Annotated in this window: 16 protein-coding genes; 7 read left to right on the forward strand and 9 right to left on the reverse strand. The window is 66.2% G+C overall.

The window, feature by feature from the left end:
- Window positions 1-62: 62 nt before the first annotated feature.
- Genes purL through grxD form a run of 3 tightly spaced genes read left to right on the forward strand, consistent with a single transcriptional unit; the run spans window position 63 to window position 2,828 of the window.
- Complete coding sequence (purL, locus tag IOC82_RS06385) at window positions 63-2,255, forward strand: phosphoribosylformylglycinamidine synthase subunit PurL (protein WP_290545348.1); 2,193 nt, start codon at window positions 63-65, stop codon at window positions 2,253-2,255.
- Window positions 2,256-2,267: 12 nt separating this feature from the next.
- Window positions 2,268-2,504 carry a BolA family protein gene (locus IOC82_RS06390; protein ID WP_290545349.1) on the forward strand — a complete coding sequence of 79 codons (237 nt, stop codon included), beginning with the start codon at window positions 2,268-2,270 and terminating at the stop codon, window positions 2,502-2,504.
- 3 nt (window positions 2,505-2,507) lie between these two features.
- Window positions 2,508-2,828 carry a Grx4 family monothiol glutaredoxin gene (gene grxD / locus IOC82_RS06395; RefSeq protein WP_290545350.1) on the forward strand — a complete coding sequence of 107 codons (321 nt, stop codon included), beginning with the start codon at window positions 2,508-2,510 and terminating at the stop codon, window positions 2,826-2,828.
- 39 nt (window positions 2,829-2,867) lie between these two features.
- Here the strand turns inward: grxD and IOC82_RS06400 are convergent, their stop codons facing one another.
- The 3 genes from IOC82_RS06400 to folK form a co-directional block, all read right to left on the reverse strand.
- A complete protein-coding gene (locus tag IOC82_RS06400; protein ID WP_290545351.1) occupies window positions 2,868-3,533 on the reverse strand; it encodes a glutathione S-transferase family protein in 666 nt (221 codons plus the stop codon).
- A 102-nt stretch (window positions 3,534-3,635) separates the two neighbouring features.
- Window positions 3,636-5,045 carry a peptidoglycan DD-metalloendopeptidase family protein gene (locus IOC82_RS06405; RefSeq protein WP_290545352.1) on the reverse strand — a complete coding sequence of 470 codons (1,410 nt, stop codon included), beginning with the start codon at window positions 5,043-5,045 and terminating at the stop codon, window positions 3,636-3,638.
- A 113-nt stretch (window positions 5,046-5,158) separates the two neighbouring features.
- Window positions 5,159-5,644: a 2-amino-4-hydroxy-6-hydroxymethyldihydropteridine diphosphokinase gene (gene folK / locus IOC82_RS06410; RefSeq protein WP_290545353.1), complete on the reverse strand. Its 486-nt coding sequence runs from the start codon at window positions 5,642-5,644 to the stop codon at window positions 5,159-5,161.
- Between the two features lie 76 nt (window positions 5,645-5,720).
- Here folK and IOC82_RS06415 point away from each other — a divergent pair, with 76 nt between their 5' ends.
- Window positions 5,721-6,317 (forward strand): NYN domain-containing protein, encoded by a 597-nt coding sequence (locus IOC82_RS06415; protein ID WP_290545354.1) that lies wholly within the window; start codon window positions 5,721-5,723, stop codon window positions 6,315-6,317.
- Window positions 6,304-6,957, forward strand: coding sequence for a uracil-DNA glycosylase (locus IOC82_RS06420; RefSeq protein ID WP_290545355.1), 654 nt, complete (start codon window positions 6,304-6,306; stop codon window positions 6,955-6,957). The genes IOC82_RS06415 and IOC82_RS06420 overlap by 14 nt, the downstream gene beginning before the upstream one ends.
- A gap of 149 nt (window positions 6,958-7,106) precedes the next feature.
- On the opposite strand, the gene IOC82_RS06425 is transcribed toward IOC82_RS06420, so the two are convergent.
- The 3 genes from IOC82_RS06425 to dapA are packed head-to-tail and all read right to left on the reverse strand — an operon-like array spanning window position 7,107 to window position 9,044.
- On the reverse strand, window positions 7,107-7,574 hold the full coding sequence (locus IOC82_RS06425) for a redoxin domain-containing protein (RefSeq protein ID WP_290545356.1): 468 nt from the start codon (window positions 7,572-7,574) through the stop codon (window positions 7,107-7,109).
- A gap of 44 nt (window positions 7,575-7,618) precedes the next feature.
- Window positions 7,619-8,116, reverse strand: coding sequence for an SsrA-binding protein SmpB (gene smpB / locus IOC82_RS06430; RefSeq protein ID WP_290545357.1), 498 nt, complete (start codon window positions 8,114-8,116; stop codon window positions 7,619-7,621).
- A gap of 1 nt (window position 8,117) precedes the next feature.
- Entirely contained in the window at window positions 8,118-9,044 is a 927-nt protein-coding gene (gene dapA / locus IOC82_RS06435) for a 4-hydroxy-tetrahydrodipicolinate synthase (RefSeq protein WP_290545358.1), read from the reverse strand.
- Between the two features lie 170 nt (window positions 9,045-9,214).
- On the opposite strand from dapA, the gene IOC82_RS06440 reads away from it, so the two are divergent.
- Complete coding sequence (locus IOC82_RS06440) at window positions 9,215-11,365, forward strand: lytic transglycosylase domain-containing protein (protein ID WP_290545359.1); 2,151 nt, start codon at window positions 9,215-9,217, stop codon at window positions 11,363-11,365.
- Window positions 11,366-11,368: 3 nt separating this feature from the next.
- On the forward strand, window positions 11,369-12,244 hold the full coding sequence (locus IOC82_RS06445; RefSeq protein WP_290545360.1) for an alpha/beta hydrolase: 876 nt from the start codon (window positions 11,369-11,371) through the stop codon (window positions 12,242-12,244).
- Between the two features lie 58 nt (window positions 12,245-12,302).
- Here IOC82_RS06445 and IOC82_RS06450 read toward each other — a convergent pair whose 3' ends face one another.
- The 3 genes from IOC82_RS06450 to IOC82_RS06460 are packed head-to-tail and all read right to left on the reverse strand — an operon-like array spanning window position 12,303 to window position 12,897.
- Window positions 12,303-12,428, reverse strand: a complete 126-nt coding sequence (locus tag IOC82_RS06450) for a hypothetical protein (RefSeq protein ID WP_290545361.1) — start codon at window positions 12,426-12,428, stop codon at window positions 12,303-12,305.
- Window positions 12,425-12,595 (reverse strand): hypothetical protein, encoded by a 171-nt coding sequence (locus IOC82_RS06455; RefSeq protein ID WP_290545362.1) that lies wholly within the window; start codon window positions 12,593-12,595, stop codon window positions 12,425-12,427. The genes IOC82_RS06450 and IOC82_RS06455 overlap by 4 nt, the downstream gene beginning before the upstream one ends.
- Entirely contained in the window at window positions 12,592-12,897 is a 306-nt protein-coding gene (locus IOC82_RS06460) for a BON domain-containing protein (RefSeq protein ID WP_290545363.1), read from the reverse strand. Before IOC82_RS06460 ends, IOC82_RS06455 begins: the two co-directional genes overlap by 4 nt.
- Between the last annotated feature and the right edge of the window lie 18 nt (window positions 12,898-12,915).

The raw sequence follows: 12,915 nt of genomic DNA on the forward strand, positions 1-12,915 counted from the left end.
TTCGCCGCGGTGACGGAAAGAGGGGAATTGAGAATGCTGAACCGAGGCCGTAGAACCCGCCCATGACGCTTCCCCACGACACCAAGATCACCCCGGACCTCGTAAAGCAGCACGGCCTGAAGCCCGATGAATATGAGCGCTTCGTGAAGCTCTTGGGGCGCGAGCCGACGCTGACCGAGCTCGGCATCTGCTCGGCCATGTGGAACGAGCATTGTTCCTACAAGTCGTCGAAGAAGTGGCTGAAGACCATGCCGACAACGGGGCGGCACGTCATCCAGGGCCCGGGCGAGAATGCGGGCGTCATCGACATCGGCGACGGCGATGCCATCGTGTTCAAGATGGAGAGCCACAACCACCCCTCCTTCATCGAGCCCTATCAGGGCGCGGCGACCGGCGTGGGCGGCATCCTGCGCGACGTCTTCACCATGGGGGCGCGGCCCATCGCGGCGATGAACGCGCTGCGCTTCGGCGAGCCCTCGCACCCGAAGACGCGCCACCTCGTCTCCGGCGTCGTCCACGGCATCGGCGGCTATGGCAATTCCTTCGGCGTGCCGACCATCGGCGGGGAGGTGAACTTCCACCCGCGCTACAATGGCAATATCCTCGTGAACGCCATGGCGGTGGGCCTCGCGCGCGCCGACTCGATCTTCTATTCCAAGGCAAAGGGCGTGGGCCTCCCCGTCGTCTATCTCGGCGCCAAGACGGGGCGTGACGGCATCCACGGCGCCACCATGGCCTCCGCCGAGTTCGACGATCACGCGGAGGAGAAGCGCCCCACCGTGCAGGTCGGCGACCCATTCACCGAGAAGTGCCTGCTCGAAGCCTGCCTCGAGCTGATGGCCTCCGGCGCCGTCATCGCCATCCAGGACATGGGTGCGGCGGGCCTCACCTCGTCTGCCGTCGAGATGGGCGCCAAGGGCGATCTCGGCATCGAGTTGGACCTCGATCGCGTGCCCTGCCGCGAGGCGGGCATGACGGCCTATGAGATGATGCTGTCCGAGAGCCAGGAGCGCATGCTGATGGTGCTCGACCCGTCGCGTGAGAAGGAGGCCGAGGCCATCTTCCGCAAATGGGGCCTCGACTTCGCCATCGTCGGCAAGACCACCGGCACGCTGCGCTTCGTGATCAAGCACAGGGGCCAGGTGATGGCCGATCTCCCCATCAAACAGATGGGCGATGAGGCCCCGGAATATGACCGCCCGTGGGTGCCGCCGAAGACCCAGCCGGTGCTGAAGGATGTGCCTGCCCCCAATGACCTGAAAGCCGCCATCCTCAAGATCGTGGGCTCGCCCGACATGTGCTCGAGGCGGTGGGTGTGGGAACAGTATGACAGCCTCATCGGCTCCAACACCGCGCAGATTCCGGGCGGCGATGCTGGCGTTGTGCGCATCAGGGGCAAGAAGGCCATCGCGGTGTCGACCGATGTCACACCCCGCTATGTCGAGGCCGATCCTTTAGAGGGGGCCAAGCAGGCCGTCGCCGAATGCTGGCGCAACCTGACGGCGGTGGGGGCCGACCCCATCGCCATCACCGACAACCTGAACTTCGGCAACCCCGAGCGGCCCGAGATCATGGGCCAGTTCGTGCATGCCATCAAAGGCCTGTCGGAAGCCTGCAATGCGCTCGCCTTCCCCATCGTCTCCGGCAATGTCTCGCTCTACAACGAGACCAACGGCCAGGCCATCCTGCCCACGCCGGCGATCGGCGGCATCGGCCTCATTGCCGACCTCGACACCATGGCGACCATCGCGTTCAAGAACGCGGACGACGCGATCCTGCTGGTGGGCTGCCATGGCAGCCACCTCGGCCAGTCGATCTATCTCCGCGAGGTGCTGGGCAAGGAAGAGGGCGCCCCGCCGCCGGTCGATTTGGGCGTCGAAAAGAAGAATGGCGATTTCGTCCGCAAGCTGATCCGCACCGGCCAGCTCACCGCCGTGCATGACGTGTCCGACGGCGGCCTCGCGCTCGCGGTGATCGAGATGGCCATGGCGTCCGGCCTGGGCGCCGCGCTCTCCGCCCTCACCCACGAACAGCTCTTCGGCGAGGACCAGGCGCGCTACGTCGTCACCACCCGCCCGAACAACGCCGCCGTGCTGCTCGCCGAGGCGGGCAAGGCCGGGGTTGCGGTGGCGCAGGTTGGAACCGTGACGTCCGAGGCGACATTGAAGATCTCCGGCGGCCCCTCTATAACTGTTGCCGAATTGCGCGCGGCGCATGACGGCTGGTTCCCGGCCTATATGGCGGGCGAGCTTTAAGGGGAATTTTCCATGGGCATGTCCGCCACCGACATCGAACGCTTCATCAAGGAGGCGCTGCCCGATGCCGCCGTCACCATCCGCGACCTCGCGGGCGACGGCGACCATTACGCCGCCAACGTTGTCTCCGCCGCCTTCAAGGGCAAATCCCGCGTGCAGCAGCACCAGATGGTCTATGCCGCCCTCAAGGGCCGCATGGGCGGCGAGCTGCATGCACTCGCACTCCAGACCAGCACCCCAGAGGATTGATCCATGACCGACATCGCCAAGGAAATCGACAACGAAGTGAAGTCCAACGACGTCGTGCTGTTCATGAAGGGCACTCCGGACATGCCGATGTGCGGCTTCTCCGGCCGCTCGGTGCAGATCCTCCAGCACCTGGGCGTGCCCTTCAAGGGCGTCAACGTGCTCGACTCGGCCGAACTGCGCCAGGGCATCAAGGACTACACCAACTGGCCCACCATTCCGCAGCTCTACGTCAAGGGCGAGTTCGTGGGCGGCTCGGACATCATGATGGAGATGTTCCAGTCGGGCGAGCTGAAACAGCTGATGGCCGACAAGGGCGTGGCGTAAGCCGCCAGGCAAGTCCCGCTCTTTCTGCTGGCGGGATGCCTAACCCGTCTCCATCTCGATCCTGTTCCAATCCGCCAAATACTTCGCACGCGGCACGGCCATCACGGCGCGGCGGAATGGGTCGCGCAACTGGAGCGCGTCAAGCCATTCATCAAGGTGGGGCGTTACGGGTCTTGCAATGTCGAACCCCGTGTAGCGCCAGAACAGAGCGCCCATCACGATGTCGGCGAAGCTGAAGTCGCGGCCTGCGAACCAGTCATGCCGGGCGATCCACTGGTCGGCAATATTCACAAGCTCCCTCGTGCGCTCGGTGGCCGCTGCAACGGCGGCGTGATCGCGCTTCTCGGGCGGGCTGCGCACCAGGTTCATCTGCAACGTGCCCACGGCAGGCCCGACATTGACCTGCGCCCATTCCATCCACTGTTCCGCCATCGCAAGGCCCTTCGGGTCCTTGGGCCGCAGCAGTCCGTCGCGGTAACGCGCCGCGAGCCAGCGGACGATGGCGTTGGACTCGAACATGGTGACATCGCCATCGCGGATCACCGGCACGAGGCCCATGGGGTTCATGGCGAGGAAATCGGCATCCTTGTTGCCGCCGAAGCTGCCGCCGGCGTTTTCGCGGGTGTAGGGCACGTCCAGCTCCTCCAGCGCCCACAGCACCTTCTGCACATTGACGGAATTGCGCCGCCCCCACACCGTGATCATGGCCATGCTCCCCTGCGAGCGGAAGAGCATGGCGCAACGCCGCGCAAAAACAAGAGGCCCGGAACTTAACGCCCGGGCCTCCAGTTCAGCTTGGGACCAAAATCAGTTCGTGGACGCGGTGTTCTGCGAGAGGAATTTCATCGGGTCCAGCGCCACCGCACCCTTGCGCACTTCGAAGTGAAGCTGCGGGCTGGAGACGGCGCCAGTCTGGCCGGCCTTGGCGATCACATCGCCGCGCTTCACCGTGTCGCCGCGCTTGACGAAGAGCTCGCTGGCGTGGGCATAGGCCGTCACATAGCCTTCCTCGTGGCGGATGAGAACGAGGTTGCCATAGCCCTTCAGCTCGTTGCCCGAATAGGCGACGACGCCATCCGCCGCGGCGCGGATCGAGGTGCCTTCCGGCACCGCGATGTTGATGCCTTCGTTCTTCAAGCCATTGGCCTTGGGGCCGAAGCCCGAGATGATCTTGCCGCGCACCGGCCAGCGCATGCCGGGGGCTCCGGCAATGGGCGCGCCTTCGGCCACCGGCTGGCCACCGGCTTCGGGCGGCGGCGTGGTGGCGGCGGCGCCCGTGCCGGGGATCGGCTCCGGCGCGGGTGCGGGAGTGCTGGCCGCCGCGGTCTTCTGGCCCGCGCCCTCCTCGCCCGTGGCGGCAGGCATGTCGCCGGAAGCCGCAGTGGCGGCCTTGGGTGCTGCGGTCTTTGCGGCAGCAACGGCCGGAGCAGCCTCGCCGCCGGCAGGAATGCGCACCTTCTGGCCCAGCACCAGCTGCGCGTTGTGCGGCAGGCCGTTGGCATCGGCGATGGCATAGGGCGACATGCCGTACTGGCGGCCAAGCGAGAACAGCGTTTCGCCAGTTGCGACCGTGTGCATCCCGCTGTTGGAGGTGGCGGCGACCGACGGGCCGGCCTTGAACGGCTTGGCGGCGGCGGCGGGAGTTCCGGGCTTCGGCGCGATTGGCGTGGCCGAGGGCTCGGCGAAGCTGGTGTTGTCCGGCGGGATGGCGTTCTGCGAGGCGACGCGCGGCGCGCCAGCGCCACCCGGCAGCTTCAGCACCTGGCCGGTGTGCACCGAGTAAGGCGCCTGGATGCCGTTCGCCGCCGCGAGCTCGGCCACCGAAAGGTCGTTGGCGCGGGCGACCGAGTAGAGCGTCATGCCGGGGCCGACCGTGACGGTGCCGCCAGTGGCAGGCGCGGCGGCCGCAACCGCGGGCGCTGCCGGCGGGCGATACTGCGGGGCCTTGTAGGACCTGGAGTAATCGTAGGTGGGCGGCTGCGACGCGGCGCCGGTGAGCGGCTTCGAGGACACGCCCATGTCCGTGGTGCCGACATTGGAAGCATTCACATTCTTCGGCACGCTGGCGGTGTAGACCGGGTCGGCGTCTGAAGGGTTCGACGCGAAACGCTCCGTGTCCGCGGAGCAGGCGGTGAGCATGACAGCGGCGGTGGCGGAAACCAGAAACTGCGGCCGGGCGAAAGAGGACCAGGCGGTAAAGCAAAGTTTGGACGACATGCCCCGAACTCCAGAACAAACTGACACATGCAAAAATGGCTTGGTTAGGTTAAGGGAGCGTTATCGCTGACGAAATCTTGTTCGTTTTGGAACAGATAGTGAACGCAGGCCGTTCAGAGCAGGCGGCCTTCGCCGTGATGATCGAGCTTTTCCAGCATCTCACTTGCGGTGAGATGCATTACGGGGTGACGCCAGCGGGGCGCGATCTCCGCGATGGGGGCCAGTACGAATATACGCTCGGCAATGCCGGGGTGCGGCAGCACCGGCGGCCGCTCCGTGCGGACAAGGCCGCGATAATCGAGAAGGTCGAGGTCCAGCGTGCGCGGGCCCCAGCGCAGTGTGCGCACGCGGCCAGCCTCGCGCTCGATCGCATGGAGCCGCGCCAGCAGGTCCTCGGGCGAAAGCGCCGTCTCCACTTCCGCAACGGCATTCACGAAATCCGGCTGGCCGGTGACGCCGAAGGGCGCCGTCACCAGGAGGCGTGACGCGCGCCGCAGCGTGACGCCGCCCTGGTCGAGATGGCGCAGCGCTTTTTCCACCGCAGCGCGCGGTGTGCCCCAGGGGCCGTCGCTATTGGCGCCGAGTGCCACGAGAATCATTTTGCTTGAGCGGGGTTGGCTGGCTGTCTAAATCGGTTACATACTCGAACACATACACGGCCAGGAGTTTTCATTCATGCATTTTTACCCGGACGAGCGCGTTGCTCTGTTCATCGATGGGTCCAACCTTTACGCCACCGCCAAGACGCTCGGCTTCGATATCGACTACAAGCGCCTGCTCGGCTACTTCCGTAAGCGCGCGCGGCTGGTCCGCGCCATCTATTACACAGCACTGCTGGACGATGCCGAGTATTCGCCGATCAAGCCGCTGATCGACTGGCTGGACTACAATGGCTACCGCGTCGTCACCAAGCCGGCAAAGGAATTCACCGACGCCATGGGCCGCCGCAAGGTGAAGGGCAACATGGACATCGAACTGGCGGTGGATGCGATGCAGCTGTGCGATCAGCTCGACCACATCGTGCTGTTTTCGGGCGATGGCGACTTCCGCTCGCTGGTCGCCGCGGTGCAGGCCAAGGGCCGCCGGGCGACGGTGGTCTCAACCCTCACCACGAGGCCGCCGATGATCGCCGACGAACTGCGCCGCCAGACGGATCAGTTCATCGACCTGGCCGACCTCAAGGACGAGATCGGCCGCGACCCGTCGGAGCGCCGCGAGCGCCCGGCGCCTGCAGCCCCGCGCGAGAGCTTCGAGGACTTTGCCGATATCTGATTCAAGGGGCGATGAGCCTGGCCGCGACTGCCCGCTCTGCCCGCGCCTCGTCCAATACCGGCACGAGCAGCGCAAGCTGCACCCGGACTGGTTCAATGCGCCGGTGCCGGCCTTCGGCGGAGATGATGCGCGGCTTCTGATCGCCGGACTTGCACCAGGCGTTGCCGGCGCGAACCGCACGGGCCGCCCCTTCACCGGCGACTATGCGGGCGAACTGCTCTATGGAACGCTCATCCATTTCGGGTTTGCCAAGGGCGTGTTCCGCGCTGACCCCAAGGACGGTCTGACGCTTTCCGGCACGATGATCGCCAATGCCGTGCGCTGCGTGCCGCCGCAGAACAAGCCGCTGCCCATCGAGATCAAGAATTGCAACGGCTTCCTCCGTGCACGGATGGATGCGCTCCCGCGGCTGAAGGCCGTCGTGGCGCTGGGCCGCATCGCGCATGACGGAGTGCTCACCGCACTCACGGCGAAGAAGTCGGCTCATCCCTTCTCGCACGGATGCGAACACCAGATCGGGGACGTGCGCCTCTTCGACAGCTATCACTGCTCGCGCTACAACACGAATACAGGCGTGCTGACGCAGAAGATGTTCAGGGCTGTGTTCGGGCGCGTGCGGGAGTATCTCGACTCGTTGTGAGAGCCCTCATCCGCCCTTTGGGCGTTTTGTCCCATTGCGTGCCGCAACGGGGGAAGGACTCGCGGCTCCATCTCCTTCTCCGGTTGGGCAAGCCAACGGGAGAAGGGAGCCGGCAGGCCGGATGAGAGCTTGCTCCCGCGAGTTGCGCCCTACATCAGCGCCGCCAGCACCTCGACGGCATCTCTCTCCGGCTCCGTCACGGGAAAGCGCACGGAGGAGACGACACCGTCATTCAGGATGAAAGTGATGCGCTGAAGATAGAGCCCGCCGCCGGTTTCGAACATGGGAAGGCCGAGGCGCGACTGGAACAGGCGGCCGTGATCCGACAGCAGCCGGTAGCTGAGCGAATTGCGCGCCACGAAGTCCTGCTGCCATTCGGCCGTCAGCATGCTGAGCCCGAACAGCTTGACGCCAAGCCGGCGAAATTCGCCATAGAGATTCGAATAGGCCAGCGCCTGCGGCGTCGAGCCGTGCGCACCCTTGATGTGGTCCCAGTTCGGCGGGTTCGGATAGCCGGGCCTGCCGGTGAAGGGATAGCAGAATATCACCGCCGGGCCCTGGATGCGCGCCGGATTGACGGGCGAACCCGAGGTGGCCTCAAGATCGACGTTCGGCATCCTGCGGCCTTGCAGATGCTGCATGAAAACCATGTCGCCCGAATTCAGCCTTTCCCGCGCATCAGACGCGCCCGCTCACGGTCCCATGAGCGTTCCTTGATCGTCTCGCGCTTGTCGTGCAGCTTCTTGCCGCGGGCCAGCGCAATGTCGACCTTCACGCGCCCTCTCGGGTTGAAGAACATCTTGAGCGGAATGATGGTCAGGTGCTCCTTCAGCACGCCGGCTGAGAGCTTGTTGATCTCGGACTTGTGGAGGAGCAGTTTCCTGGGCCGCTTGGGCTCATGGTTGAAGCGGTTGGCCTCGCGGTATTCCGGAATGTTGGAATTGATGAGCCAGAGCTCGCCCCCCTTCATCGCGGCGTAGGCCTCGGCCAGGTTGGTGTGGCCGGTGCGCAACGATTTAACCTCTGAACCTTTAAGCTCGATTCCAGCCTCGAAGGCCTGCAGGATCTCGTAGTCGAAGCGGGCGCGGCGATTGTCGGAGACGACCTTGATGCCCTCTTGCTTGCGCGACGCCTTGGCGCCGCCGCCCTTGGAACTCATCTCAGTTCAACAGTCCCGCGTGGATCATCGCCTCGCGCACCGTCTTCCTGGTCGATTCGGCCACGGGCACCATGGGAAGCCGCGCTTCGGGCGTGCAGAGACCCAGGAGACTCGCGGCATACTTCACAGGGCCGGGGCTCGTCTCCACGAACATCGCATGATGCAGCGGCATCAGCCGGTCCTGCATCTGCAGTGCTTTGGCATAGTCGCCCTTCAGCGTCGCCTCCTGGAACTCGGCGCAGAGGCGCGGCGCCACATTGGCCGTGACCGAGATGCAGCCCACGCCGCCATGGGCATTGAACCCCAGCGCCGTGCCATCCTCGCCCGAAAGCTGAATGAAATCCTTGCCCGAAGCGAGCCGCTGACGCGAGGGCCTGGTGAGGTCGGCCGACGCGTCTTTGGTGCCGATGATGTTTCTGCAGTCGTGCGACAGCCTCGCCAGCGTCTCGACCGAGATGTTGGCCACCGTTCGGCCCGGCACGTTGTAGACAATGACCGGAATATCCACCGCATCGGCAATCGCCCGGAAATGCGCGTAGAGGCCGTCCTGGGTGGGCTTGTTGTAATAGGGAACAACCACCAGGGCAGCATCGGCGCCGGCTTCCTTGGCGTGCCGCGTGTAGTCGATCGCCTCGGCGGTCGAATTCGAACCCGTGCCGGCGACGACGGGCACGCGGCCGCGCGCCTCCTCGATGCAGACCTCGATCACGCGCTTGTGTTCATCGGGGTCAAGCGTCGGGCTCTCGCCCGTGGTACCTACGGGAACAAGGCCATGAGAGCCCTGCTCGATCTGCCAATTCACGAATTTCCTGAACGCCGCCTCGTCAACCTTGCCATCCTGAATGGGGGTGATAAGCGCGGGGAAGGAACCTCTCAACTGCACGGGACTGCTCCGGAAAAGACTTGAAGGTAAGAAGTTGGAAACCATGGCGGGCTAGTTTGAGACCGGTTTCACCGCCAGCCCGCAAACGGCGCGGCACCATAGACGCATCGCCGCAGAGCGGCAAGCGCCGATGGAGCCTCCGGGCAGGCCATGCTAAGGGCACAATTGCCCCCTAGCGGCGCTTCTCGAAGATCAAGGGATTGATTGGATCGTTCATGGGTATCAGCCGCTTCCTGCGCATCAGCCTGATCGCGATTGCCGCCACCACAGCGCTGGTGGCGCCCGGATTCGTGTTGCAGTCCAGCGTGGTGCTGGCCGCCTCCGAGCCTTCCCCGGCGGCGATCGAGGCGGCGAAGCTGGCGCTCGGCGGCGACTTCGCGGCGGCGGGCGAGGCGGCGCAGCGCTCGGACGACCCCGCGGCGATCAAGCTCGTGGAGCTGATCTTCCTGCGCGACCGCCCCAATGACGCGGGCTACCAGCGCATCATCGCCTTCCTCGACACCGCGCCCAAGTGGCCGCTGTCGGAGGCCCTGCTCAAGCGCGCCGAGCGCTCGCTCTATGTCAACAACGAACCACCCGAGCTGATCCTTCAGCACTTCGCCAAGAGGAAACCCGTCACTGACGAGGGCTCGCTGGCGCTGGCGCGCGCCCTCGTCGCGACGGGCGATATGCCGGGTGCGCGCGCTCAGGTGCAGAAAGTGTGGGCAGACCCCGAAGCCACCGCCGAACTCGAAAAGCAGGTCTCCTCGGAATTCGGCGAGCTGCTGACGGCGGACGACAACAAGCGCCGCATGTGGCGCCTCGTCTATGCGCTGGAAACCAATGCGGCGATCCGCGTGTCGAAGCGCCTGCCGGCGGAGTACCAGAAGGCCGCCGCCGTGGCGCAGAAGCTGGTGCGCGGCGAGAAAGGCGCCGACAAGCTCTATGGCGGCCTCTCCTCCGGCATGCGCGGCCAGCTGGGCATGCGCTATGCGCTCGCCCGCTACTATCGCGTGAACGAAAAATACGCCAAGGCGCGCGACGTGCTGCTCACCGTGCCGGGTGACGCCGGCAAGATGGGCGACGCCGAGGCCTGGTGGGTCGAGCGCCGCATCGTGGCGCGCCGCTCGATCGGCCTCGACGATCCGAAGCCGGCGCGCAGGGCCGCTTACAAGATCGCCGCCGCCCATGGCTTCGAGAATGGCGACGGGGCGGTGGAGGGAGAGTTCCTCGCCGGCTGGATCGCGCTGCGCCACCTGAACGACCCGCAGACGGCGCTGGGCCACTTCCAGCGCCTGGGCCAGATCGCGCCGTCGCGCAGCGAGAAGGCCCGCGCGGGCTACTGGACGGGCCGCGCCCATGAGGCGATGGGCGACAAGGGCAATGCCAAGGCCGCCTACAAGGAAGCCTCGGCCTATTCCACCACCTATTACGGCCAGCTGGCGCGCGAGAAGATCGGTCTGGGCAAGGTGCCGGAGGAAATCGAGAGCGGCAAGGCCTCCAGCGCGGCGGAGGCCAAGGTCAACAAGGATGAGGTGGTTCGCGCCTTCAAGATCATGGAGCAGGCAGGCACGCAGAACGACCTTTACATGTTCCTGTGGTCCTTCGCCAACCGCTTCGATACGGCCGACGAGATGAATGCCGCCGCCTCCATCGTCTGGGATGCCGGCGGCGCCAGCATGGCCGTGCGCCTTGCCAAGGCGGCGGCACAGCAGAACGTCGACATCGACTCGTGGGGCTATCCGGTGCGGGCGCTTCCCGGCTGGAAGCGGGTGGGCAAGCCCGTCGAGAAGCCGCTGGTCTTCGCGCTGGCGCGTCAGGAGAGCGAGTTCAACCCCAACGCCGGCTCGAAGGTTGGCGCGCAGGGCCTGATGCAGATCATGCCGGGCACCGCGAAGCTCATCGCCAAGCAGCATGGCATCAAATACAACCCCTCGCAGCTGATGGACCCCGTTGTCAACGTCACGCTGGGTGCGGCCCATCTCGGCGACCTCGTCGCCGATCACGACGGCTCCTATGTGCTCACACTCGTATCCTACAACGCGGGTCCCCGCCGGTCGCGCGAGTGGATCAAGGAATATGGCGACTTCCGCGCCGGCCAGGTGGACCCCATCGACTGGGTCGAATCCATCCCCTTCCAGGAAACCCGCCAATATGTGCAGAAGGTGATGCAGAACCTGCACGTCTACCGGTCGCGCCTCGCGCCCAAGACAGTGCGGCCGATGACGGCGGACCTTATGCGCGGCGCGCGCACCGGCAGCCTCGACGCCGCCTCCACTGCTCCGTCGGCCGATGGCACAACCGGGGCCGCCGAACCGGCGGCGGGCTCGACCACGGGCGGCTGCGCCAAGGCCTCGATCGCATCGCTGATCGGCGGCTGCAACTGAGGCATGGACTACGCGGAGCACCTGGTTCCGGCCGCCGACGGCACGCAACTCTATGCGCGGGACTACGCGGCGGACCGCAAGGACCTGGCGCCCATCGTCTGCCTGCCCGGGCTCACGCGCAATTCCAGGGATTTCGAGACGATCGCGCCACGGCTGGCGGAGACGCGCCGCGTGCTGGCCTTCGACTTCCGCGGCCGCGGCCGCTCCGGCCGTGCCGATCCGGCCACCTACCGGCCGGACCAGGAAGTGGCGGACACGCTGCATGTGCTCGACTCGCTGGGCATCGATCGCTTCGCCATCATCGGCACGTCGCGCGGCGGCATTTGCGCCATGGCGATGGCGGCCCGCGCGCTGCCGCGCATGGCGGGAGTCGTCTTCAACGACATCGGGCCGAAGATCGACAAGGCCGGATTGCTCCGTATCCGGAGCTATCTCGGCGCCGATCCGCGCTTCGCCGGCTGGGACGCGGCCGTCGCCGCGCTGAAATCTTCGAACCCCGGTTTCGGCAGCTTGAGTGAGGACGAATGGCTGGCCTTCGCGCGCCGCGTCCACCGCGAGGTGAACGGCAAACCGCGCGCCGACTATGACCCGGCGCTGGCGCGGAATTTCCCCAGCGCCGCCCAAATCGAGGCCGGCCAGGTGCCTGAACTCTGGGCGCTGCTCGATGTGATGGCCGATGTGCCGTCGCTGGTGCTGCGCGGCGAACATTCGGACCTGCTAAGCCCGGCCACCGTCGCGGCCATGCACCAGCGCCACCGGCGGCTCGACTCCGCCACGGTCAGGGACCGCGGCCACGTGCCCTTCCTCGACGAGCCGGAGAGCGTTGCGGCCATAGATCGCTGGCTGAAGGCCGTGGACGGGTACGGGACAACTTCCTAGACCCGGATCATCTTGCGCGCCGGAGGCCGCGTCCCCTGCCGATCTGGGCGGGCCGCCCTCAGGCCCCCGCGCGGGGGCCCCGGCGCCAGCGGTCGCTCAGCCAGCGGGCGAAGGCGCCCAGCGGGCAGCCGGCGAGGAACACCACCGCCATCCACAGGGCGAGCTCCGCATAATAATGGATCATGATCCGCCCTCCTCCGGGTCCGGCGGCGTGTCCGGCGGCTCGCCGGCCATCCGCCAGCCCACCCAGGCGCCGAGCCACAGCGCCACCAGCATCCAGAACCAGTGAAAGCGCAGCAGGAACAGCGTTCCCGACAGGTTCAGCGCATCTTCCAGCCAGGCCGGCATCATGGCGATCTGACTCCCACATGCATGTCGACGTGGCGCACGCCCTCGGTGCCGGCCACCGCGGCGCGCGCCCGCTCCACCGCTGCCCTGTCCGGGGCCTCGCCGCGAATCTCCACGTCGCGGAAGGTCACCATCGGCTTGGCCCAGCCTTGCCCCGCATCCGCCAGCGCCGCCTGTACGCGGCGGCCGATCTCCGGCCCGAGTTTCGGCCCATCGATGACTGCCGCCGCCAGGAATGGCAGGATGGCCAGCGGCAGGTGCACCAGCCACCGCAGCGGCTTCAGATATGAGATGAGATCGCTCATTATGGTCAGGTTACGCGG

This window comes from Aestuariivirga sp. (genome assembly GCF_020252395.1).
Lineage (GTDB): Bacteria > Pseudomonadota > Alphaproteobacteria > Rhizobiales > Aestuariivirgaceae > Aestuariivirga.